This is a genomic window from Crocinitomix algicola, from assembly GCF_001661595.2.
Classification (GTDB): domain Bacteria; phylum Bacteroidota; class Bacteroidia; order Flavobacteriales_D; family Crocinitomicaceae; genus Crocinitomix; species Crocinitomix algicola.
This window is the reverse complement of the sequence record NZ_LYPF02000004.1, coordinates 85,547-108,045: the sequence shown is the minus strand read 5'-3', so window position 1 is coordinate 108,045 and position 22,499 is coordinate 85,547. Positions and strand designations below refer to the sequence as shown.

The window sequence follows — 22,499 nt, the reverse complement described above, 5'->3', positions numbered from 1 at the left end:
TTCACCTAAAAAGGTTGGGTATAGAAATAAAAAAACCTATCCATCAGGGATGAATAGGTTTAGCGTGTGTAAATGTTACTTTAGTACTTTTTAATTTCAAACGTCTCCATGAATTTGGTCGTAAAATCACCTTTTCGGAATTTTTCGTCTTTCATTAATTGTACATGAAAAGGAATTGTTGTTTTAATTCCCTCAATAAAATACTCATCGAGTGCACGTTCCATTTTTGTTATTGCCTCTTCTCGTGTTTGCGCTACTGTGATCAATTTTGAGATCATTGAATCGTAATACGGTGGAATTACGTAACCGGCATAAACATGTGTATCGATTCTAATTCCGTGACCACCTGGCTCGTGATAATCTGTAATTTTTCCTGGACTTGGTCTAAAATCATTCAATGGATCCTCTGCGTTAATTCTACATTGGATAGCGTGCATTGTTGGAAAATATTCTTTTCCTGTAATTTTTTCACCGGCAGCCAACTTAATTTGCTCTTTAATTAAGTCGTAGTTAATTACTTCTTCGGTAATTGTATGCTCGACTTGAATTCGAGTATTCATTTCCATGAAATAAAAATCTCGATTTTTATCCACCAAGAATTCAACTGTTCCTACACCTTCATAGTTAACGGCTTTTGCTGCCTTCACAGCTGCCTTACCCATTTTTGAACGAAGACGAGTTGTCATAAAAGGGGATGGAGTTTCCTCTACCAATTTTTGATGACGTCTTTGAATAGAACAATCTCTTTCAGAAAGGTGACAGGCATTACCGTAACGATCTCCTGCAATTTGAATTTCTATATGGCGAGGTTCTTCAATGAATTTCTCCATATACATTCCGTCATTCCCAAATGCAGCTTTTGATTCTTGACGAGCAGAATTCCAAGCTTCTTCTAAATCATCTTCAGACCAAACAACTCTCATTCCTTTTCCACCACCTCCGGCAGTTGCTTTTAGGATGATAGGATATACAATTTCCTTTGCTGTTTTCTTTGCATCTTCAAAGTCTTTCAATAGACCTTTAGAACCAGGGATACAAGGAACACCCGCTTTAATCATTGTTGCTTTAGCAGATGACTTATCCCCCATTCCTTCAATCATCTCAGGAGAAGCCCCAATAAACTTAATTCCATTCTCTTCACAAACTCTAGAAAAGTTGGCGTTCTCCGATAAGAAACCATAACCTGGGTGGACCGCATCCGCATTTGTAATTTCGCATGCAGCAATAATTCTAGCGATATCCAAATATGATTCAGAACTTGAAGGCGGTCCAATACAAACCGCTTCATCAGCAAATCTAACGTGCAAACTTTCACGATCAGCTGTTGAATATACAGCAACCGTTTTAATTCCCATTTCTTTACAGGTTCTTATTACACGTAGTGCAATTTCACCTCTATTTGCTATTAATATTTTATCAAACATTTTTTTGCATTACTTAAGACACATCAACCACGCTGGGTTAATGATCAGTTAGTACCTTGAATTTACAGCCAACTGTATGGCTTTTAAAATTCCCTTAACTATGAAGGATCAACTAAGAATAACGGTTGATCGTATTCAATTGGAGTTGTGTCATCCACCAATACTTTAACGATTTTACCTGAAATTTCAGCCTCAATTTCGTTAAATAATTTCATTGCTTCAACTACACATAATACATCTCCAACATTAATTTGATCTCCAACATTTACAAACGCATCTTTATCTGGAGATGGTTTACGATAGAATGTACCAATCATTGGCGACTTAATTTCAACGTAATTATTGTTCTCCGCAGGTGCTGCTTCTGCTACAGGTGCTGCAGGTGCAGGTGCTGCCGCCGGTTGTGCTACAGGCTGTTGCATTTGAACTGGTTGAGGAACTGCAGCAGGATTTTGAACAATATAATGTTGTTCACCGCTTTGCGATTCTGTTTTAATTGTGATTTTAAAATCACCTTGCTCAATACTTACCTCATTCACGCCCGATTTTGAAACGAACTTAATTAGACTTTGAATTTCTTTACTATCCATGCTCATAATTTTATTCAATCTGATTTTCTGGTTTAATTTCGGCCTTACTTAGTAAGCCCATTTTAAATATATTGCACCCCAGGTGAATCCTCCACCAAAAGATGCCAATACAAGGTTATCCCCCTTTTTTAATTTTTCTTCCCATTCCCACAAGCACAAAGGAATTGTTCCTGCAGTTGTATTTCCATACTTCTCGATGTTCACCATCACTTTATCCGTACCCACTCCCATCCTTTTTGCTGTTGCATCAATAATTCTAAGGTTAGCTTGATGCGGAACTAGCCAAGCGACGTCATCACTCGTCAAGTCATTTTTCTCCATAATTTCGACAGCGACATCCGCCATATTGCTCACGGCATGTTTAAACACTGTTCGACCTTCTTGGTACACGTATCTTCGATCTGAATTTACGTTATCTTCATTAATTGGTTGAAATGAACCACCAATTTCTTGCAATAGAAATTCGCGTCCTGAACCATCTGATTTCAATATAGCATCTTGAATACCCAAACCTTCCTCATTCGGTTCGAGTAAAACACCTCCTCCACCATCTCCAAAAATGATACATGTCGCACGATCTTTATAATTGATGATACTTGACATTACATCAGCACCAATTACAATAACCTTTTTATGCGTCCCATTTTCTACATAAACACGTCCAACATCTAAGGCATATAAAAAGCCTGAACAGGCAGCACTAAGATCGAATCCCCAAGCATTTTTGCAACCTGCTTTGTCACACATGACATTTGCGCTACTCGGAAATCGATAATCTCCTGTAATTGAACCAACAACAACCATATCAATATCCAAAGGAGAGATTCCCCTTTTCTTACAAATACCGTTTATTATTTCAACACCAAAATCAGATAAAGCTTCTCCTGGTGCAGCCATTCTTCTTTCTTTAATACCAGTTCTTGAGGTTATCCACTCGTCGTTGGTATCCACCATCTTTTCTAAATCATGATTGGATAAAACTCTTTCTGGAACGTAGCCTTGAACGGATGTAATTGCTGCTGTAATTTTAGACATAAGATGGTTTGGTTATCTAAATAATCCTAGTTGTTAGTTGCTCTTCAATTTAATTTACGGGGAATAAATTTATCAAAAAAACCTTAAACGCATGCGATTTTTTTGAATCTATTCCAATTAATACTTCAAACAACCAATAATTGGTATGATTTATAGAACAATCGGCTTTGCGATTATTCAAAGAGCTGTAACTAAAAACTAAAAAAGGATAATAAGTCAAGTACACATACAGTACTTCCTTATTATCCTACATTAATAATTTTAAATAGTTTTTTGGTGAAATCAGATTGCGACTTCTTTTTCCATTACAACTTTACCTTTATAATAAAGTTTACCTTCATGCCAGTGCGCTCTGTGATATAAGTGCGGTTGACCAGTAGTTGGACAAGTTGAAATATTATCTGCAACTGCTTTCACATGCGTTCTTCTCTTATCTCTTCTTGTTTTAGATATTTTTCTCTTTGGATGTGCCATGGTTCCTTATTTAACTATTTACTTTAAATCTTTTAATTGCGACCAACGCGGGTCAATTTCATCATTTTCATCTTCATTTTGATCGAATGAATCTTCATCGGATTCAACCATCAAATAATTATCCATTGCTTCTAGCATTTCTTGATTACATTCTCCATCCGGATGAACTCTTTTGGAAGGTAATAACAGGGCTACAAATTCATAAACCGGCAAGGTTATATCAATTTCAACTTCATGTGGGAGAACACAAATAATTTTTTCATCTTCTAGTTCCTCTTCAGTAAATTTATAAATTACATCATCTTTACCTTCTACAGGACAATCAAAACTATCTGTACAACGATCACACATTACTGTTAACACACCTGACACATCAAAATACAACTGAAGTAAATTTGGCTTTTTTACAAGTAGCACCTCTAGCTTCAGCTTTGCTCCTTCTATGTCGGTATAATCAAATTGCTCAAAGAACGAATTATCTATTTCATAGTGGAATTTATGCTCGCCATCTTTAAGATTCGAGAACTTTATTACATATTCACTTTTCTTTCCCACAATAAAAATAGAGCGCAAAGGTATTAATAAAATTTTAATATTAACAAAGTAATCTTAATTTCCTTTATTATTTTTTTCTCCTTGCTTTTTTGTTGTTTGTTTTTTTAACGGATTTTTATGCATTTCTTTATGTTGATGCCTGTTTTTAACGACATCACATGCCAAAAAATAAGCATTTCTAAATGACCGTTCGGAAGCCACACCCTTTCCGGCAATATCATATGCCGTTCCATGATCAGGCGAAGTCCTCACAATTGATAATCCCGCAGTAAAATTCACCCCTTCATCAAAAGAAATCGCCTTAAAACCGGTTAAACCCTGATCATGATACATTGCTAAGACACCATCGAAGTTTTTTAAGTTTGAAGAACCAAAGAAGCCATCCGCAGAATAAGAACCAAATACCAACTCTCCTTCTTCTCTTAACTTTAAAACTGTTGGATTTATTATTTCTATTTCCTCTTCACCTAACGTACCTCTGTCTCCTGCATGTGGATTAAGTCCTAATACCGCAATTTTTGGTTTTTGTATCAAAAAATCCTCACGCAGTGACTTTAACATTAACCTCAATTTACTTTCAATTGATTCTTTCGTTATCCCTGCAGCAACATCTTTCAAGGGAACATGTCCTGTTACAACCCCCACACGTAAAACATCCGCTACCATAAACATTAGCACTTCGTCTGAACCAGATTTACTCGCTAAATATTCTGTATGTCCAGGGAATTCGAATCCAGCATCTCTTACACAATCTTTGTTAATAGGTGCTGTAACTAGCGTATCTATTTTCCCTTCATTTAAATCATGAGTGGCTGCCTCTAATGATTTTAACGCATAATTTCCTCCATTGGCATTTTTCTCCCCCATCACAATTTTCACTTCTTCTTTCCAACAATTTATAAGATTTATCTTTTTAGGTTTCGCTTCACTTGCGTCTTGAATCACCAAATATTGAAAATCATGCTGTCCAATTGCTTTTTTATGAAAAGAAATTGCTTTAGAAGATCCATAAATAATGGGAATTGAATTTGCGTAAACTTGGCTATCTGACAAAGCCTTTATGATTACTTCAAGTCCAACACCATTAATATCACCAATTGTAATTCCGACTTTTATCAATTTGTTTTTTTCCATTCGTTTGTCTTAAGTTTAAAGAATTCTGTTAACAACCTTACTCCGGCACCAGTCCCTCCTTTTTTGCGATACCCTTCATCTTTGTGTAAAAATGCTGGTCCTGCAACATCTAAGTGAATGTAAGGATAATCTGTAAAATGTTCTAAAAATTTACCTGCTGTGATCATTCCAGCAAAAGGACCTCCTAAATTATTTAAATCAGCGATAGGCGATTTCATCTCCTCGAAATAATCGTCCCAAAAAGGAAACTGAACAATTCTGTCATGGGTTGAATACCCCGCTTTATTCAAAGTTTCAAATTCCGATTCCTTAGCATTGCCCATTGCAACAATTGCATGTGTACCAATCGCTCTAGCGGCTGCACCAGTGAGTGTTGCGGCATCAATTACAAGTTCTGGTTTAAATTTTTTAGCATAAGCAAGGGCGTCTGCGAGAACAAGTCTACCTTCTGCGTCGGTATTTAAAACTTCCACAGTTGTTCCATCAAACATAGTAATTATATCTCCAGGCACATAGGCATTAACCCCCGGACGATTATCTGTAGCAGGCACCAATGTAATGATGTGTAAAGGCAAATTCAATTTAGCCGCACTTAAGGTGGCTCCTAAAACAGTTGCTGCACCACCCATATCACTTTTCATAAAGTCCATGGAATTAGCGGTTGGTTTTAAACTCACCCCTCCGGTGTCATAAACTATTCCTTTACCAACCAGAACAATTGGCTTTTTGTTCAAAGCCCCCTTCGGTTTCCATTCAAGTATATTGAAGGTTGGTGGATCGACTGAACCTCTATTCACAGCCAATATTCCTCCCATTTTCAAACTCTCAATCTTTTGTTTTTCAAAAACTTCCACCTTAATCCCCAACTGCTCACAATTTGATTTTATTTCCTCAGACAGTTGCTCAGCAGTTAAATATGATAATGGTTCATTTACTAAATCTCTTGCCCAAACGGTAGCTTCCACTATATTATTTACGCATTTTAAATCAGCTTTAGCATTCGCAGTTGTGACGGTTTTTAGTACTTGCTTCGCTTTTCTATTCTCTGAAAGGTATTTTTCAAAAGAATAAGATGCAAGCGATAAACCTTCCGAAAACAATTCTACATTCACAGGATCATCACCACAAACCATTAAGGATTTACATTTATCCTTTAATAATTCAAAAACTTGTGCTCCAAATTTCCTTACCTTTTCCTTTTCCGTGTCATCGGTCAACTTATTACTTTTACATACGATGGTGAATTTACCCGCTTCATTCGTATACAAGAAGTTATTGTCCTTTAAACCTTGTTTAAAATACTTAACTACTTCTCCCTTCAATTGAGTATCATCCAATTCACTGTTTTTATGAATTAAGAACACTTTGTTTTCACTCGTTTTTTTTTCGGAATGATTGACTTGAATTAACATGAAATTATATTTTTTGTAAAGTTATCATTTTTTCCACGACTACAGGTTGCATAGAGGCATGCAGATGATAAAAATATCCAATCAATCAAAAAGTGACCCCAATGAATTAATACGAACAACTATTCCCTTGCTTTTTACGTATTTTAACAAAGACATGCCACCCTTTTTTGTATATTTGATATCCTTTCAAAAAAAGAAAATTTGATTCGTTCAATTACATACTTACTTCTGTTTTTAGTCCTACCTATTTTTGGTCATGCTACGCATAATAGATCTGGATCAATAACTTACCGACACATTGCTGGTAATAAGTACGAATTTACTGTTACCACGTGCACGAAACACTCAAGTGAAGCCGATCGGCCCGAACTAGAAATCAGTTGGGGGGATGGTGAAAAAGACACCCTTTATCGATCAGATATAGACACCAATTTGGTTTACGACATGCAAATCAACACCTATATTGGTACGCACACCTTTACAGGACCAGCGACATACGTCATTCAGGTAGAAGATCCCAACAGAAATGCTAGTGTATTGAATATTACCAATTCGGTAGACAAGGTGTTTTGCATTCAAACAGAATTGGTTATTTCTCCATTCATAGGGGAACCTAACAATTCATTAATCATTGAGGACTGCCCTTGTCCTGAATTTGGTTGTGTAAATGAACTTTACTGCTATAATATTAGCGCATATGATCCAGATGGAGACAGTTTAAGTTATTCACTTGTTCCTTGTAAAGGGCAAGATTGTTTGGACATGAGTATCCCTGAAATCTATCGTTATCCGCATGAAGTGGGTGGAGGAGAAATCAGTATAGACCCATACACCGGTACTCTTTGCTGGGACTATCCAGAATTAAGAGGAGTTTACAATATTGCTATTAAAATATCCGAGTACAGAAATGGTATTTTTGTAGGCTCGGTGATACAGGATATGCAATTTGAAATTGAGCAATGCTTTCACGACGCTCCAGAGATAGAAGAAGTTGATGATACATGTATATATGCGGGAGAAACTATCACCTTTCCAGTCACAGCAAGTGATGATGATGGCGTTTCGATATTTGCGACGGGGTCAATTTTTAACTTCCCTTCGAACCCAGCAGTTTTTGAGGATGCTATGGGTGATCCTAATGCCACAGGCACTTTTTCATGGACGCCTACTTGTGAGCAAGCTGATAATGATTATTACCTTGTAAACTTTCATGCTGAAGATCAGCATCCAGCTATTCAACTCTCTGCTTATTCGTTTTTTAGATTAAAAGTTAACCTTCCACCTGTTGAAAACCTAACCGTTGCCCCAATTGGAAACACAATGGAATTAACCTGGGATCCTCCTGCTTGTGTTGGAATCGTATCCTATAATATATACCGATCTATCGATAGCACCGACTTTATTGATGACTGTTGCGAAGAAGGTATTGCTGCGGAAATGGGCTATACCTTAATTGGGTCATCGAACAGTACAGAATTTAAAGATATTGGCCCCTTGGTTGTTGGCAATGAATATTGTTATATGGTTACTGCGGTAAATTCTAATGGTGTTGAAAGCTGTTTGTCCGAACAAAATTGCGACCATCTCAATTTCGAAATTCCAGTTCTTACACATGTTTCAATTGCTACAACAGATGAAGCTATTGGGCAAGATTCGGTGTATTGGTCTTATCCGAAAGAACTTAATACGCTTGTTTTTCCTGGGCCATACCATTATCAATTGTATCGTAGTGAAGGTATTCTTGGCGGAACAGAAGAATTAGTTTATACTAGTTCTCCACAAGTCTCAATAATTAATCCAGATACTGTGTTTTATGACAATGGATTAAATACACAGAACTTTCCATACACCTATCGTGTAGAATTATACAGTGATGACGAACTTGTCGGCGGCTCTAGTCCAGCTTCATCCATCTATATTAATACAATTCCTAATGACAATGAATTAGAGATAGTTTGGGAAGAAAATACGCCATGGACCAACACAAGTTATGAAGTGTACCGTGAGAATCCTATTGGAAGTGGCTTATATGATTTAATTGGCACAACTTCTATTCAATCTTATACTGATACCGGTCTTGTAAATGGTGCGGATTACTGTTATCGAATAAAGTCTATTGGGGCTTATACTGTTGACGGAATTGTTTCGCCAATAGAAAATTGGTCACAACGCACATGTGGCACGCCGATTGACCTGACTCCTCCTTGTCCTCCTACTCTTTCAATAGACGGGGATTGTGAATTGGAAGAAACTTATCTGACCTGGAATAATCCAAATAATTCATGTGCTGATGACGTAACAAGGTATAACTTGTATTTTGCCCCTTTCACGGGAGACTCTTTAATTTTATTAACCAGCTTTAACGATCCTAATGATACGACCTATACACATAAAGATAGGGGAAGCATTGCTGGCTGTTATTATGTAACAGCCATAGATTCTATTCAATATAATAATGAAAGTTCACCGTCTAATATTGCCTGTATTGATAATTGTGACGGTTTATATCAGCTTCCAAATATATTTAGTCCAAATGGCGATGGGAAGAACGATTTATTTCAGCCTATTTTACCCATAAAATTTGTAGATAGTATTGAGATCAACATACAAAACCGTTGGGGAATGACAGTTTTTCAAACCACTGACCCAATGATTAATTGGAACGGAACAGATCAAAACTCGGGAGCTATGTGTCCAGATGGTGTTTATTTTTATTCGATTATAGTTTATGAAATTAAATTAGAAGGTTTAATCCCTCGAAATTCGCATGGCAATATTCAATTGATAAATGGAAGTCGGTAGTTAGAATTGCCTAATTTCTGAGTACTTTTGCATTAAATATCGAAATTATGTTTACAGGTATAATAGAAGCGCTGGCTACTGTTGAAAAAATCGAAAAAGAGGATACAAATGTTCATTTTACATTCTCTTGCCCTTTTACGAACGAGTTAAAAATTGATCAGAGTGTTGCTCATAACGGCACTTGCTTAACTGTTGTAGGAATTGATGGTGACGATTATACACTCACAGCAATTGATGAAACATTAGAGCGAACTAATTTAGGCGATTTAAAAATCGGTGATGTTGTGAATGTTGAACGTTGCACTAAGGTTGGATCACGGCTCGATGGTCACATCGTTCAAGGGCATGTTGATACAATCGGTACTTGTATTGGTATCAACGATTTTGAGGGCAGCACAGAATTTGTGTTTGAATATGATTATGATGAAGTTACCGTATCAAAAGGATCGATTACAGTCAATGGAGTAAGTTTAACCGTTGTTCAATCAGAAAACAAGCTCTTTTCAGTACACATCATACCTTATACCATTGAACACACCAATTTTCATACCTTACAAATAGGCTCAAAAGTAAACCTTGAATTTGATATTATCGGTAAGTATGTTCGAAAGATGTTGAGGAACTAGTTCTTCAACATATGCTCAAGTTCTTTACGAATGGCAAAAGCTTCAATTAGCTTGGAGATAACCATTCTATCATCTGTGTTGAGATTTTCAATCTGCTTAAACAAACCAAGTAATTTTGCATCCGTAATTGCATCAATCGCTTTTTGTTCAGTAGTTCCGTTCACTAGAAAATCAATGGTAATTCCAAAAACCATAGCCATACGTTTTAAAGCCTCGGCATTGGGTTGTACACCTTGAGTTTCATAGCGTGTCAATTGCGCCACAGAAACGCCTATATTTGATGCTAAAGCAGCCTGAGTTAATCTTTTTTCCTTCCGTAGTTTTTGAATTCGTTCACCTAAGGTCATTGTCTAAGTTTTCTGGTCGGATAAAGATACAAACATTCATCACATAGCGTATTCACAAAACAGAAGAATTTCCTTTTTAAACAAAAAAATCCCACCTGCACAACACAGATGGGATTCTTTTAAAATTATTAAATTTTTTAATCGTTATTCAATGCTTCTGCACCTCCTACAATTTCCAAAATTTCATTAGTAATAGCCGCTTGTCTAGCTTTATTGTATTCTAACTTAAGCGCTTTATTTAACTCACTTGCATTATCAGTAGCTTTGTGCATTGCCGTCATTCGAGCACCATGCTCACCAGCATACGATTCCAATAAAATACTATACAATTGTGTTTTCAACGTCTTAGGTAACAATTCAGTTACTATTTCTTCTTTAGACGGTTCAAAAATATAGTCTCGACTCGCTTGACTTTCTTCTATTTCATCTTGAATTACAGGTAAAAGCTGACTTGTTTGTACCACTTGTGTAGCTACATTCTTAGAATGATTGTACACTAAAACAACTTTATCTACTTCACCTTTCGCATAAGCCTCCATTAACTGTTCAGCTATTGGCGCTGCATTTGCATAGGTTAGCTCATTCCAAAGTTCATCTAAATTACCTGGTAAGAAAGCCTTATTTTGGTACATTTCTGTTTTTTTAAAAGCATCAGTTGCTTTTTTACCAATCGGCATAATTGAGATTTCCAATCCTTTGTAATCTTCTGCTACTAAACGTAACGTTTCTTTGATTACATAGTTGTTAAAACCGCCACAAAGACCTCTATTTGAAGTAATAGGAACAAGAACAACATTCTTAACTTCACGATCCACCGAATAAATATTTTCTGCCGCATCGAGAGAAGAAGAAACACTACTTAACATTTCTTGTAGTTTGTTAGCGTACGGCATCATTTTCGCTACCGCATCTTGTGCTCTTTTTAACTTAGCTGCAGATACCATTTTCATAGCAGATGTTATCTGCATCGTAGATGATACTGAAGTAATTCTGTTTCTAATTTCTTTTAAGTTAGCCATGCTATTTTAGCTTTAGGTTTAGGATGATATCCGAAAACACCATCCATCCTATATCTTATTATTAATATTTCGCAGCTAATTCAAGTGCTACTTTCTCTAATACTGAAGTTTGCTCATCAGCGTACTTTCCTGATGCAAGGATATCCATTACATCTTTATGATTCGCATTTAAGTAATCAATATATTCTTTTTCGAAAGCTTTAACTTTATTTACTGGAACGTTACTTAACAAACCTTTTGTTCCAGCGAAAATTATTGCAATTTGGTTTTCAACTCTAAATGGATCACCTTCATTTTGTTTTAGGATTTCCACGTTACGAGCACCTTTGTCCAACACTGACTTAGTAGCAGCATCCAAATCCGATCCGAATTTAGCAAATGCTTCTAACTCTCTGTATTGTGCCTGATCAAGTTTCAATGTACCCGAAACTTTTTTCATTGATTTAATTTGTGCATTTCCCCCTACACGAGATACCGAAATACCCACGTTAATCGCTGGACGTACACCTGAATTGAACAAGTTCGACTCCAAGAAAATTTGTCCGTCAGTAATTGAAATTACGTTAGTTGGGATATAAGCAGAAACGTCACCAGCTTGAGTTTCAATAATTGGTAGTGCCGTTAACGAACCTCCACCTTTTATTTTACCTTTTAACGATGCTGGAATATCATTCATTTCGCTCGCAATCTTGTCATCGTTTATCACTTTTGCTGCTCTCTCTAGTAATCTTGAGTGCAAGTAGAAAACGTCTCCAGGATAAGCCTCACGTCCCGGTGGTCTTCTTAAAAGCAAAGAAACCTCACGGTAAGCTACAGCTTGTTTCGATAAATCATCAAAAACGATCAATGCTGGACGACCTGTATCTCTAAAGTACTCTCCGATGGCCGCACCAGCAAATGGCGCATAAAACTGTAAAGGAGCAGCATCAGAAGCATTAGCCGCAACGATTGTAGTATAAGCCATTGCTCCAGCAGCTTCTAATTTAGAAACTAATCCTGCAACGGTAGATGCTTTTTGTCCAACCGCTACATAGATACAATATACAGGTTCTCCTTTATCGTAAAATTCTTTCTGATTAATAATCGTATCGATACAAACCGTCGTTTTACCTGTTTGACGGTCACCAATTACTAGCTCACGCTGTCCTCTACCAACAGGAATCATAGCATCAATTGCTTTAATACCAGTTTGTAACGGCTCTGTAACCGGTTCACGATAGATAACACCTGGTGCTTTACGCTCTAGAGGCATTTCGAAAGTTTCTCCTTCAATTGGTCCTTTACCATCGATAGGAATACCCATGGTATCCACTACACGACCTACAATACCTTCACCAACTTTAATTGAAGCAATTAAACGCAAACGTTTAACTGTATCACCTTCTTTGATGTCATTTCCTTTTCCAAGTAATACCGCTCCAACATTATCTTCTTCAAGGTTAAGAACGATTGCTCTTAATCCTGATTTAAATTCGATCATCTCACCGTATTGAACGCTAGATAATCCATAAATACGAGCAATACCATCACCTACTTGAAGGACGGTTCCAACTTCTTCTAATTCTGCTTCTGATTTAAACCCTGAAAGTTGTTCTCTCAAGATTGCAGAAACTTCTGCTGGTTTTACATCTGCCATTTTTGTCTAGATTTTAGATGTTAAAAGAAATGAAAATTCATTCCTTCTATCATTTATTTTAATTTAATAAAACGTTTTTCAAATTTGATAGTTGACTTGCAATTGAAGCATCAATCTGCTGGTCGTCTATTCTTACTACGAATCCACCAATTAATTCTGGATCCACTTTTTCGTGTAATTCAATTGTACCGTTCACGCCAGCCTTCAACTTTTCAACAATTTTGTCTTTTGTTGCTTGATCAAGGGGGTGTGCTGAAGTTACGAAAACCTCATGAATACCATTCGATTTTTTATAGAGCTCTATAAATCCTTTAGCGATTGCTGGAAGAACATTTTCACGCTCATTTTTAACTATTAAGTTCAGTAAATCCATTGTTGCAGAATTTACTTTACCATCGAAAATTGCTTTAAAAACTTCTAATTTTTTTTGTCCTGTAATCACAGGGCTATTTAAAAGATTTTTAAAGTCTTGTGAATCTTTACAAACAGTCGACAATTGATTCATGTCTGCATAAACCTCCTCAACTACTTTCTTTTCAGTGGCCAAGTCAATCAACGACTGCGCGTATCGATATGCTACTCTTGTTACGCTCATTGGATTAGTTTAAGCTAATATCATTTGCAATTTGTTCTGCCAATGCTTTTTGTTTATCATCAGAGGCTAACTCTCCTTTGATTACTTTTTCTGCAATTTCTAACGATAAAGAAGCTACTTGAGTTTTTAATTCAGAAATGGCAGCTGCTTTTTCAGCATTAATTACTTTTTGAGCATCTTCAACAATTTTTGCTTGTTGCGCTTTACCTTCTTCTTTCGCTTCAGCAATCATTTTCTTAGCTGTTTCACTCGCCTCGCTGATCATTTTATCGCGTTCAATTCGAGCCTCTTTCAACAACTCTTCATTTTGCGCTTTCAAGGTCTCCATTTCAGCCTTTGTTTTAGCTGCCAATTCGATCGATTCACGAATTCCTTCTTCACGATTCTTAACTGCGCTTAAAACTGGTTTCCAAGCTAATTTTGCAAGTAGGAACAATAAAATTAAAAATACTAAACCGCCCCAAAAAATTTGACCAAATGCTGGTGTAATTAAACTCATTTTCTTAATTTTTTCTATTCAATTGTTAAGTTAAAATACACTTACCTAGGCAATCCCTAAGTAAGTGTACCATTTTTTTTCTTAGCCAGCTAACATACCAACTACTACACCGAAAAGTGCAACACCCTCGATTAATGCAGCAGCAATAATCATAGCCGTTTGAATTTTACCAGCAGCTTCAGGTTGTCTTGCCATTGCGTCCATTGCTGAACCACCAATGCGTCCGATTCCTAAACCAGCTCCTAATACAGCTAATCCTGCTCCAAGTGCTCCAAGTGATAACATAATTTATTTATTTAGTTTAACAATTAATATACAAATTTATAATTAGTGGTGACCATCATCAACTGCTGCTCCGATGAACATTGCTGATAACATGGTGAAAATATATGCTTGTAGAAATGCCACTAAAATTTCTAGCACAGAAATGAACAATGCCATTGGCACAGCCAATCCCGCCCAAGCCATGTTTTTATAAGTAAAGATAATTCCTAATAAAGATAAGATAATAATGTGTCCCGCTGTAATGTTAGCAAACAAACGAATTGTTAAAGCTGCTGGCTTTACGAACATCCCAATTAGTTCGATAGGAACCAATATTGGATATAAAGCTACAGGAACACCTGGAGGCGCAAAAATATGTTTCCAGAAAGGCCCTTTAGCATTAACAAGTTGTATAATTAATGTAAATGCAGCAAGTGTTAATGTAATTGAAATACTACCTGTCATATTAATTCCACCTAAAAACGGAATCAATCCGAACATATTTCCAAACCAGATAAAAAAGAATACAGTCAAGAGATAAGGCATAAACTTCACGTACTTATGTTCACCAATGTTTTCAATTGAGAAATCTCTAACAAACAAAATCATTGGCTCCATCCATGCAGCAATACCGGTAGGTGCATCAGCAACTTCTTTTCCTCTGTATTGTTTACCAACTGCTCTAAAAACCAGAATCATAATAATTGCAACACAGAAAATAGCGAAAACATTTTTAGTAATTGAAATATCCAAAGGCTTAACTGCATTTGTTATATGATGCTCTGCATCGAATTCTGCATGTTCAGCACCTTGATTGAGTTGATAAATCTTTCCGTGAGACTTTACGAAATTCATTCCATTTCTATTCACAACGTGATGGCCAGCATCATCATGATGAAAAGCAGATGACATAAAAGTCACTAAACCATTGTCCGTCCATAAAATTACTGGAAGAGGTATTGAAAAAGAACTTTCACCTTCACCCCATAAATGAACATCGTGCGCGTCCATCACGTGATGCAAGGCGTCAAAGCCTCCTTCTTCTTCGTGATGCTCATCCGTCTGAACTTCTTCATGCTCATGACCAGCATCATGATTTAATTCTTCATGCCCGTGTTGTGCTTTAGAAATAACTCCAACACCCAATAAAAATACTAGCAGTGTGCTTCTTAAAATCGTTGCCATTGTAACTGTTCTAATGAACTTTTAAGTTTACCTTCAAAAATTTGCCGCAAAGTTAATATATAAAAACCAATTGGGCATCCCCCTTTTGAGAATAATTTGAAAAAGTGGATTTATTTTTCCTCTTTCTCGTTTACTATCCCAATAAGAATAAGAGATTCGACCAATAATACAGGAAAAAAAACTCCAAAAAATTGGTAGACGTATTTTAATGTGTTTTCATCTTTATTTAATAATTCGGGCAATAAAAAAACCAATGATGCTAAAAACTGAAGCACGGTAAATGCTAATAATGCATTGGTTAATTGTTCTTTATTGTGCTTTTGAACCGCGTACACACCTGTCATCCCTAACACGATAAACAAATACAAGAAAATGTAAATAAAAATTAATTTTGTTTCCTTGTAGTCTGCCGGCAAAACAAATTCAAGTAACAGCAGGTGAACACCACCTATAAAAGCAAAAACTAATAGAAGATTAATTGCCGTTTTGATGATCTTTTTTTTCATCGTCTTTATTGAGGTTTATAACTTCCTTAATGACAAGGTAAAGTCCAATTGCAACACCAAGAAGTGAAAATACAATTGTCCAAACTGGTTTTTCAGTTTGGTATTTTTCGTCAAGCGCGTTACCTCCAAAGGCACCTGCAATAATTACCACAGCCATTTGAATACCAACTGCAGAAAATTTGACGTAATTATTTTTCATTAGTAAACTACTTCTGAATCTTTATCAGCCAGCTTTTTTGTTTTATTTGCCAGTAAGTTTGCATCGCCTTTTTGCACATAATTACAAACACCACTAAACTCACATCCCACTTCCATACCGATTTGATTGGTTGTTATATTCCCCTCAATTTTTGCTGTAGATTTAATGTTTAGCAATCCATCAACAACTAAGTTTCCAATCATTTCACCTTCAATATCCGCGTTATTACATTTCACATCTCCCTCAATACGTCCTGTTGGACCTATCACTAATTTGCCTAATGTGTCTAACGATCCATCAAGCTTTCCATCAATCCGAAAATTGCTATCTGCTTTGATATCACCCGTGATATGTGTTCCTTCAACTATTCTGTTTAATTTATCGGGTGAGTTGGTAACTTCTTCTTTACTTTTTCCTCCTTTTAACATGAAAATAATTTTGTGTCTTACAAATGTACAAAAAAAGCTCTTCTGTTCGGCGTATCACAAAATTAGCGAAATGTTAATCTTTCATTTCGATTTTAACTAGTTCTATTCTGGAGTCCGTTACCGACTCTACCGTAAGAATTAACTGATCATTTTCTATGATTTCTTTAGGCTCTGGAATTTCTTCGAGTTGCGCAATTACATATCCAGCCAAAGTTTCGTATTCTTCACTAATCTCTAATGGCAAATCGTATTCTTGAACGATGTAATCAATTTCTGTTCGACCGGAGAATAAATAAGTTTTTTCATCTATTTGCTCTTCAAACTCATTGTCAATATCATGTTCATCTTCGATTTCACCAAAAATTTCTTCAATAATATCCTCAACGGTTATTACTCCTGAAGTTCCTCCAAACTCATCAACCACCACAACAATATTTCGGTTACTTTTTGAAAATTGCTCTAGCAGTTCTTTTGCCATAATCGCTTCAGGAACGACACCAATTGGCAACATTACGTTTTTTATATGCTCTGGTTTTTTGAACAATTCGTAAGCGTGAACGTATCCTATAATATTATCGATAGAATCTCTATATATAAGTATTTTTGACAATCCTGTTTTGATGAATTTTTCCTTCAAAACCTGAATTTCATCTTCAATATTACAAGCGACTATATCTGTTCTAGGAACCATGCAATCTCTCGCTTTAACTTTCGAAAACTCTAATGCATTATTAAGAATTTGAATTTCATTTTCCATGTGTGCATCTTCCTCTATTCGATCGTTTAAATCACGTACATAATGATCCAAATCAACCTTGGTAAACACCTGTTGAGAATCTTTTATATCCGTTTTCATAATCTTTAAAAACAAATTAGAAAACCACATGATTACCATTGTCGGTAAAAAGAAAATCCAATACATTAACAAAAGTGGAAACGCTGCTACATTTAATATCCCATTCGGGTTTATTCTAAAAATGGCCTTCGGTAAAAATTCAGCCGTAATAAGTACCACTAATGTCGACAAAACGGTTTGCAACAGAAGCAACAATGCCGGATAAGGCTCTGCGAACTGTAAAAATGGCTCTAACCATATAGCCATGTAAATTCCATACACAACAAGTGAAACATTGTTTCCCAACAGCATTGCACTGATGAAGTTCGACGTATTTTTTACGAAAAAGGCTAATATTTTTGCGGGAGAAGATCCTCTATTCTTATCCAATTCGATTTTTAACCTATTGGCGGAAACAAAGGCAATCTCCATTCCTGAAAAGAACGCAGAGCAAAGCAGCGTAATTAATATGACTGGCCAAACGACCAATTCGGGTTCGGGATCCATTTATTAAATTCTGTCTAACGAATATAAGGATTTATTTGACATGAAAAAAAGCTAAAAAGCGAACAATGCTATTAATCTTCTTCTTCTTTAATATCAAAACCAATATCCTTACGATAATATGCACCTTCGAAATTTATTTTTTCGATATTTTCGTAACTTGTTTTTAATGCTTTATCCTTGTTTTTTCCGTAGGATGTAACTGCCAACACACGACCTCCAGCAGTCAATACAGTTGGGCCATCCTTTTTCGTTCCTGCGTGAAACACTAAAGAATCATGTATACCCGTTAAACCTGTGATCGACTTTTCTTTTTCGTAAGCTTCTGGATACCCTCCTGACACCATCATTACGGTTGTTGCTGTACGATCATCAAACTCAACATCTCTTTCGGATAAAGTTCGTGTCGCAACGCCTTCGAATAATTCTAAAATATCTGATTTCAATCGTGGAATAACCACTTCCGTTTCCGGGTCACCCATTCGGCAATTATACTCGATCACAAAAGGGTCATTTTTAACATTCATCAGTCCAAAGAAGATGAAACCTTGATAATCTATACCGTCTTTTTTCAAACCTTTTATGGTTGGAATAATCACTTGATTTTCCACTTTATCCATAAATGCCTGGTTTGCGAAAGGAACAGGAGATACGGCACCCATTCCTCCAGTATTTAAACCGGTATCCCCTTCACCAATACGTTTATAATCTTTGGCTTCAGGTAATTTCTTGTAGGATGTACCGTCCGTAATTACAAAAACCGATAATTCGATCCCCTTTAAAAACTCTTCAATAACTACTTGATTTGAAGCTGCTCCAAACTTAGACTCGGTTAACATCGACTTCAACTCATTTTTTGCTTCTTCTAAATTATCTAGAATTAAAACTCCTTTTCCAGCTGCTAATCCATCAGCCTTTAAAACGAAAGGAGGTTTTAAACTTTCCAAAAATGCATAACCTTCGTCTAACGTTTCTTTTGTAAAGGTTTGATATTTAGCGGTTGGAATATTGTGCCGTTTCATGAAGCGCTTCGAAAAATCTTTACTCCCTTCGAGCTGCGCAGCTTCCTTATTTGGCCCAATAATGGAAATATGTTTAATCTCCTCGTCACCTAAAAAGAAATCATGAATTCCTTTTACTAGTGGCAATTCAGGACCTACAAAAACGAAATCAATTTTCTCTTGTAGACAAAATGCTTTAATGCCGTCAAAATCATCTACAGCCAAGTCTACATTCGTGCCTTCTTGGGCAGTACCTGCATTACCTGGTGCGATAAACAATTTGTCGATTTGAGAGCTTTGAGCAATTTTCCAAGCAAACGCGTGCTCTCTTCCTCCTGAACCTAATACCAATACATTCATTTGAACTATTTTTTCACAAATTTAGGGAATGCAATGGGTTTCTTGATATATACTTTTCAACAATTCATTGTTTTTTTACCAAAACCCTATCATTTCATTCACCTTCAATAAATTCCCAATCCTTTATTGGCTCAAACCTTTTCCAAGATTCTTTTACAGAAGGATGTTTTAATACCGATTCTACCTCCACTTCTGGCAATGCATCTTCAGCCAAACCTTCTTTTACAAAAATGAAATTAAACCCTAAGTCATTTGCACCAACCAAACGATATCCTTTTGATTTGGCCAGCTTCACCATAGCAATAGGAGATGCACCATGATAGACTGGATGTTTACCTGGGAAAACATAATTTGGATCGTAAGGAACCACGATATCGCGCATACCAAATTCGACATGTGTTTCAATAATTACAATGTTTGGCTTAACTTGTTTTAAGGCTTTCCATACCCAGTAATCATTTCCATCGATATCAATCGAAAGTAAATCAATTTCACCCGACAAACCTGCATCCGCAACTAGGGAATTAATGTTTTCAGCTGTTACTTTGGCACATGTAAATTTTGGTGCATACATCCAAGGGTGAGGATATTTCCCATAAAACTTTTCACCACGTGTTATACTCCTTTGATTTCCATCTAAAAACAAACCGAAATACCCGAAATTTAAAGCTAGGTTTGCACAATTACTATTAATACCATCATCTGAACCAATTTCAATAAACGTTTTATTCTTCATTCCAATTTGAGCGAGAATATAGAGCAACTTCCCATCCTCCTCATATTGGGAGAAAACGCGAAAACCTGTATCTTTGATATTTGGAAAAACACCTTTACTCTTCCAGTTCTGATATTTTAAAAACAAGTTTCTTTGACCTATTTGGACTTCTGGAGAGAAGCGATTTCTTACTTTTAAGATGTAGAATTTACTTTTTAAAAAATCTTTAAATCTTCCCATAGCCTAATTTTGCATGAACCAGTCAATTTCTTTTTCCCATTTTGACTTGATTCGTATTAACTCATTATTGTATAGCACTTTTTCTGGCTGCCTTCTTTCTTTCAGTGAACCACCAGTCCATTCCCCATCATTATTATCATCGAAGATCAAGCGCAATTGATAGTCTCCTGGAATTAAATTATCAAACCTCATTTGACGTTCAAAATTTTGAGTTTTAATCACTTCGTTTTTTTCATTTAATAAATCAACCAATACCGGTGTACTGTAAGTTGTATCCATATTAAGTATAAGATGACCGAAGTAGGTTGAATCTAATAACTTTACAGACCACCAATCATCTGTTAGGTTGTAATGATCATACCTTGAAAACACAGCTCCTGAATCGATGGCCACCCATGAAATTTCCTTCGGTAAATCTTCAAAAACAAGGCTCCGCTGATTATCAATACTCACTTGAACACCTTCAATATCAATTGAATCACTATTGTAAAAATGAATTCCTGTTGAATCGAAATTTTCTAGGGCTTCAGGGTAAGTGATTTTAAATTTAGTTTTCGGAAGTAACTCGCCTTTTATCAAATTTGTCACACCGTTCAATCCTATTTTCTTTTTGAGTTTTGGACCTGTTTGATACAAAGGTTTAAGCGTATCGACAGCATCCTCAATCGCTAAATAAAATTGCATTTTTGGAACTGGATTATCCTCCAACCAAAAGACTAAAGAATCATCTCGACCTGTATTTTCTTGTAACAGATCCATCTGTGAAGATAAGTTATATTCATTTGGTGGATTACTAAAAACTAATTCTACCCTACCTGGATATTCAAATTTGGTGTTTAATAATTTGCTTGATGGATTAAAGGGTTTAAAGGCCGTTAGGTTCACCTCGTGTGTATCCGTTTTAACGAGTATTTTATCTTCCACCATAAATGCTCTGGTTTCAGAAGGATCCAATAATAAATTTCTATTTTGATCTAAAAAGGCATACAAATGATATTGACCTTCCTTTAAATAACGCAACGAAAAACGGCCGTTTTCAGCTGTTTGACCGAAATAAATTGGTCGTGTTAAAAAAGGAATTGAATCGACATCAATTGTATCGTTAAGCGCATATAAACCAACCAAAAAATCTTTTTGTTTTTGATTTGTAAAAGCATCGGTTACCGTTCCATTTAGTGCTAAAGAATCAATATATGTCCCCGTAGAAAAAACGAATTGAAACACGGAGTCATTTTGTTCTGTGATATCCTTAATGGCATGATTAAAACTAAGAGTATACGTTGTATTCTCTTGTAAATTTTCATTAAACTGAATGGTCAGTTTTTTATTCTTCACCGCAATGGTAGGATCTTCTTTTAACTGTGGAGTAATAATAATATTTTCAGATGGATTGTTCAACGAAATGTACTCAGAAAACTTCAAAACAACGCGATCCCCTTTAAAAGAGGTTTGCCCGTTATAAGGGTTTGTACCTGCAGTATCAATTCTAGGTGAATAAACATCTTTTGGACCTCCATCTAACGGATTTATTTGCGCACATCCATAAACGAATAAAAATATAAAACCTACAATACTATATTTAACTGTATGCAATCTCAAAACAAATCACTTAATATTTTAGCCAGTTCCTCAAGATAAACCTGATCTATTTCATCAAAGTCATCTAACTCCTTACTATCAACATCGATTACTGAACGAACTTTTCCATCCTTTATTATTGGAACAACAATTTCTGATTGACTTTGGCTACTACAAGCAATATGTCCTTGAAACTGATTAACATTTGGAACAATAATTGAAGTCTCATTAGCCCAAGCTGTTCCACACACTCCCTTTCCTTTTTGAATTCGTGTACATGCAATATCACCTTGAAAAGGTCCTAGAACAAGTTCATCATTTTTTACAAGATAAAACCCCACCCAAAAAAAACCAAAGGTTTGCCGTAAAGCAGCTGCTATATTTGATAAGTTAGCCACCACATCGTCTTCACCTTCTATTAATGCTTTTAGCTGAGGAATTAAAGTTTTATACTGTTCTTTCTTGCTCCCTTCAATTGTTTGTAACTCCTCTGACATATTGTAAATTTGTGGGCAAAAATACACAATTTTAATTAG

Annotated in this window: 24 protein-coding genes; 2 read left to right on the top strand and 22 right to left on the bottom strand. The window is 36.0% G+C overall.

All coding sequences use genetic code 11. From position 1 onward, the window contains the following. Positions 1–80: 80 nt before the first annotated feature. The 7 genes from accC to A8143_RS03580 form a co-directional block, all read right to left on the bottom strand. Positions 81–1,424 carry an acetyl-CoA carboxylase biotin carboxylase subunit gene (gene accC, locus A8143_RS03610; protein WP_066756419.1) on the bottom strand — a complete coding sequence of 448 codons (1,344 nt, stop codon included), beginning with the start codon at positions 1,422–1,424 and terminating at the stop codon, positions 81–83. Positions 1,425–1,522: 98 nt separating this feature from the next. Then, the gene (gene accB / locus A8143_RS03605) at positions 1,523–2,014 is read right to left on the bottom strand and encodes an acetyl-CoA carboxylase biotin carboxyl carrier protein (protein ID WP_066756416.1); all 492 of its coding nucleotides are present in this window, start codon (positions 2,012–2,014) and stop codon (positions 1,523–1,525) included. Positions 2,015–2,062: 48 nt separating this feature from the next. Then, on the bottom strand, positions 2,063–3,049 hold the full coding sequence (locus A8143_RS03600; protein WP_066756413.1) for a beta-ketoacyl-ACP synthase III: 987 nt from the start codon (positions 3,047–3,049) through the stop codon (positions 2,063–2,065). 282 nt (positions 3,050–3,331) lie between these two features. After that, a complete protein-coding gene (gene rpmF / locus A8143_RS03595; protein ID WP_066756409.1) occupies positions 3,332–3,523 on the bottom strand; it encodes a 50S ribosomal protein L32 in 192 nt (63 codons plus the stop codon). Positions 3,524–3,541: 18 nt separating this feature from the next. Then, positions 3,542–4,078: a YceD family protein gene (locus A8143_RS03590; protein WP_066756406.1), complete on the bottom strand. Its 537-nt coding sequence runs from the start codon at positions 4,076–4,078 to the stop codon at positions 3,542–3,544. A gap of 54 nt (positions 4,079–4,132) precedes the next feature. Beyond that, entirely contained in the window at positions 4,133–5,212 is a 1,080-nt protein-coding gene (gene pdxA, locus A8143_RS03585) for a 4-hydroxythreonine-4-phosphate dehydrogenase PdxA (protein ID WP_066756403.1), read from the bottom strand. Beyond that, positions 5,194–6,624 carry a leucyl aminopeptidase family protein gene (locus A8143_RS03580; protein ID WP_066756401.1) on the bottom strand — a complete coding sequence of 477 codons (1,431 nt, stop codon included), beginning with the start codon at positions 6,622–6,624 and terminating at the stop codon, positions 5,194–5,196. The genes pdxA and A8143_RS03580 overlap by 19 nt, the downstream gene beginning before the upstream one ends. A 201-nt stretch (positions 6,625–6,825) precedes the next feature. Between A8143_RS03580 and A8143_RS03575 the strand changes: the two genes are divergently transcribed. Both A8143_RS03575 and A8143_RS03570 read left to right on the top strand, forming a co-directional pair. Then, a complete protein-coding gene (locus tag A8143_RS03575; RefSeq protein WP_066756399.1) occupies positions 6,826–9,426 on the top strand; it encodes a T9SS type B sorting domain-containing protein in 2,601 nt (866 codons plus the stop codon). Positions 9,427–9,473: 47 nt separating this feature from the next. After that, entirely contained in the window at positions 9,474–10,052 is a 579-nt protein-coding gene (locus A8143_RS03570) for a riboflavin synthase (protein ID WP_066756397.1), read from the top strand. Here A8143_RS03570 and A8143_RS03565 read toward each other — a convergent pair. The 15 genes from A8143_RS03565 to A8143_RS03495 all read right to left on the bottom strand — a co-directional run bounded on the left by A8143_RS03565 (position 10,049) and on the right by A8143_RS03495 (position 22,460). Beyond that, a complete protein-coding gene (locus A8143_RS03565) occupies positions 10,049–10,399 on the bottom strand; it encodes a helix-turn-helix domain-containing protein (RefSeq protein ID WP_066756395.1) in 351 nt (116 codons plus the stop codon). The two genes, A8143_RS03570 and A8143_RS03565, sit on opposite strands and share 4 nt — an antisense overlap. A 137-nt stretch (positions 10,400–10,536) precedes the next feature. Continuing rightward, complete coding sequence (gene atpG, locus A8143_RS03560; RefSeq protein WP_066756393.1) at positions 10,537–11,418, bottom strand: ATP synthase F1 subunit gamma; 882 nt, start codon at positions 11,416–11,418, stop codon at positions 10,537–10,539. A gap of 61 nt (positions 11,419–11,479) precedes the next feature. Then, complete coding sequence (gene atpA / locus A8143_RS03555; protein WP_066756390.1) at positions 11,480–13,054, bottom strand: F0F1 ATP synthase subunit alpha; 1,575 nt, start codon at positions 13,052–13,054, stop codon at positions 11,480–11,482. Positions 13,055–13,112: 58 nt separating this feature from the next. After that, on the bottom strand, positions 13,113–13,649 hold the full coding sequence (atpH, locus tag A8143_RS03550) for an ATP synthase F1 subunit delta (protein WP_066756388.1): 537 nt from the start codon (positions 13,647–13,649) through the stop codon (positions 13,113–13,115). A 4-nt stretch (positions 13,650–13,653) separates the two neighbouring features. Continuing rightward, on the bottom strand, positions 13,654–14,148 hold the full coding sequence (gene atpF, locus A8143_RS03545) for a F0F1 ATP synthase subunit B (RefSeq protein WP_066756386.1): 495 nt from the start codon (positions 14,146–14,148) through the stop codon (positions 13,654–13,656). A gap of 81 nt (positions 14,149–14,229) precedes the next feature. Continuing rightward, a complete protein-coding gene (gene atpE, locus A8143_RS03540; RefSeq protein WP_066756383.1) occupies positions 14,230–14,433 on the bottom strand; it encodes an ATP synthase F0 subunit C in 204 nt (67 codons plus the stop codon). Between the two features lie 42 nt (positions 14,434–14,475). Continuing rightward, positions 14,476–15,597: a F0F1 ATP synthase subunit A gene (atpB, locus tag A8143_RS03535; protein ID WP_066756371.1), complete on the bottom strand. Its 1,122-nt coding sequence runs from the start codon at positions 15,595–15,597 to the stop codon at positions 14,476–14,478. Between the two features lie 110 nt (positions 15,598–15,707). Continuing rightward, a complete protein-coding gene (locus tag A8143_RS03530) occupies positions 15,708–16,103 on the bottom strand; it encodes a hypothetical protein (protein ID WP_066756369.1) in 396 nt (131 codons plus the stop codon). After that, complete coding sequence (locus A8143_RS03525; RefSeq protein ID WP_066756367.1) at positions 16,072–16,302, bottom strand: AtpZ/AtpI family protein; 231 nt, start codon at positions 16,300–16,302, stop codon at positions 16,072–16,074. The genes A8143_RS03530 and A8143_RS03525 overlap by 32 nt, the downstream gene beginning before the upstream one ends. After that, positions 16,302–16,730, bottom strand: a complete 429-nt coding sequence (locus tag A8143_RS03520) for a bactofilin family protein (protein WP_066756362.1) — start codon at positions 16,728–16,730, stop codon at positions 16,302–16,304. The genes A8143_RS03525 and A8143_RS03520 overlap by 1 nt, the downstream gene beginning before the upstream one ends. Before the next feature lie 73 nt (positions 16,731–16,803). Continuing rightward, positions 16,804–18,072, bottom strand: coding sequence for a hemolysin family protein (locus A8143_RS03515; protein ID WP_066756356.1), 1,269 nt, complete (start codon positions 18,070–18,072; stop codon positions 16,804–16,806). Between the two features lie 71 nt (positions 18,073–18,143). Further along, entirely contained in the window at positions 18,144–19,430 is a 1,287-nt protein-coding gene (purD, locus tag A8143_RS03510; protein WP_066756354.1) for a phosphoribosylamine--glycine ligase, read from the bottom strand. A 94-nt stretch (positions 19,431–19,524) separates the two neighbouring features. After that, on the bottom strand, positions 19,525–20,385 hold the full coding sequence (locus A8143_RS03505; protein ID WP_066756352.1) for an FkbM family methyltransferase: 861 nt from the start codon (positions 20,383–20,385) through the stop codon (positions 19,525–19,527). 3 nt (positions 20,386–20,388) lie between these two features. Next, entirely contained in the window at positions 20,389–21,984 is a 1,596-nt protein-coding gene (locus A8143_RS03500) for an Ig-like domain-containing protein (RefSeq protein ID WP_083261198.1), read from the bottom strand. Further along, positions 21,981–22,460, bottom strand: a complete 480-nt coding sequence (locus A8143_RS03495; protein ID WP_066756346.1) for a GAF domain-containing protein — start codon at positions 22,458–22,460, stop codon at positions 21,981–21,983. The genes A8143_RS03500 and A8143_RS03495 overlap by 4 nt, the downstream gene beginning before the upstream one ends. Positions 22,461–22,499: the final 39 nt, after the last annotated feature.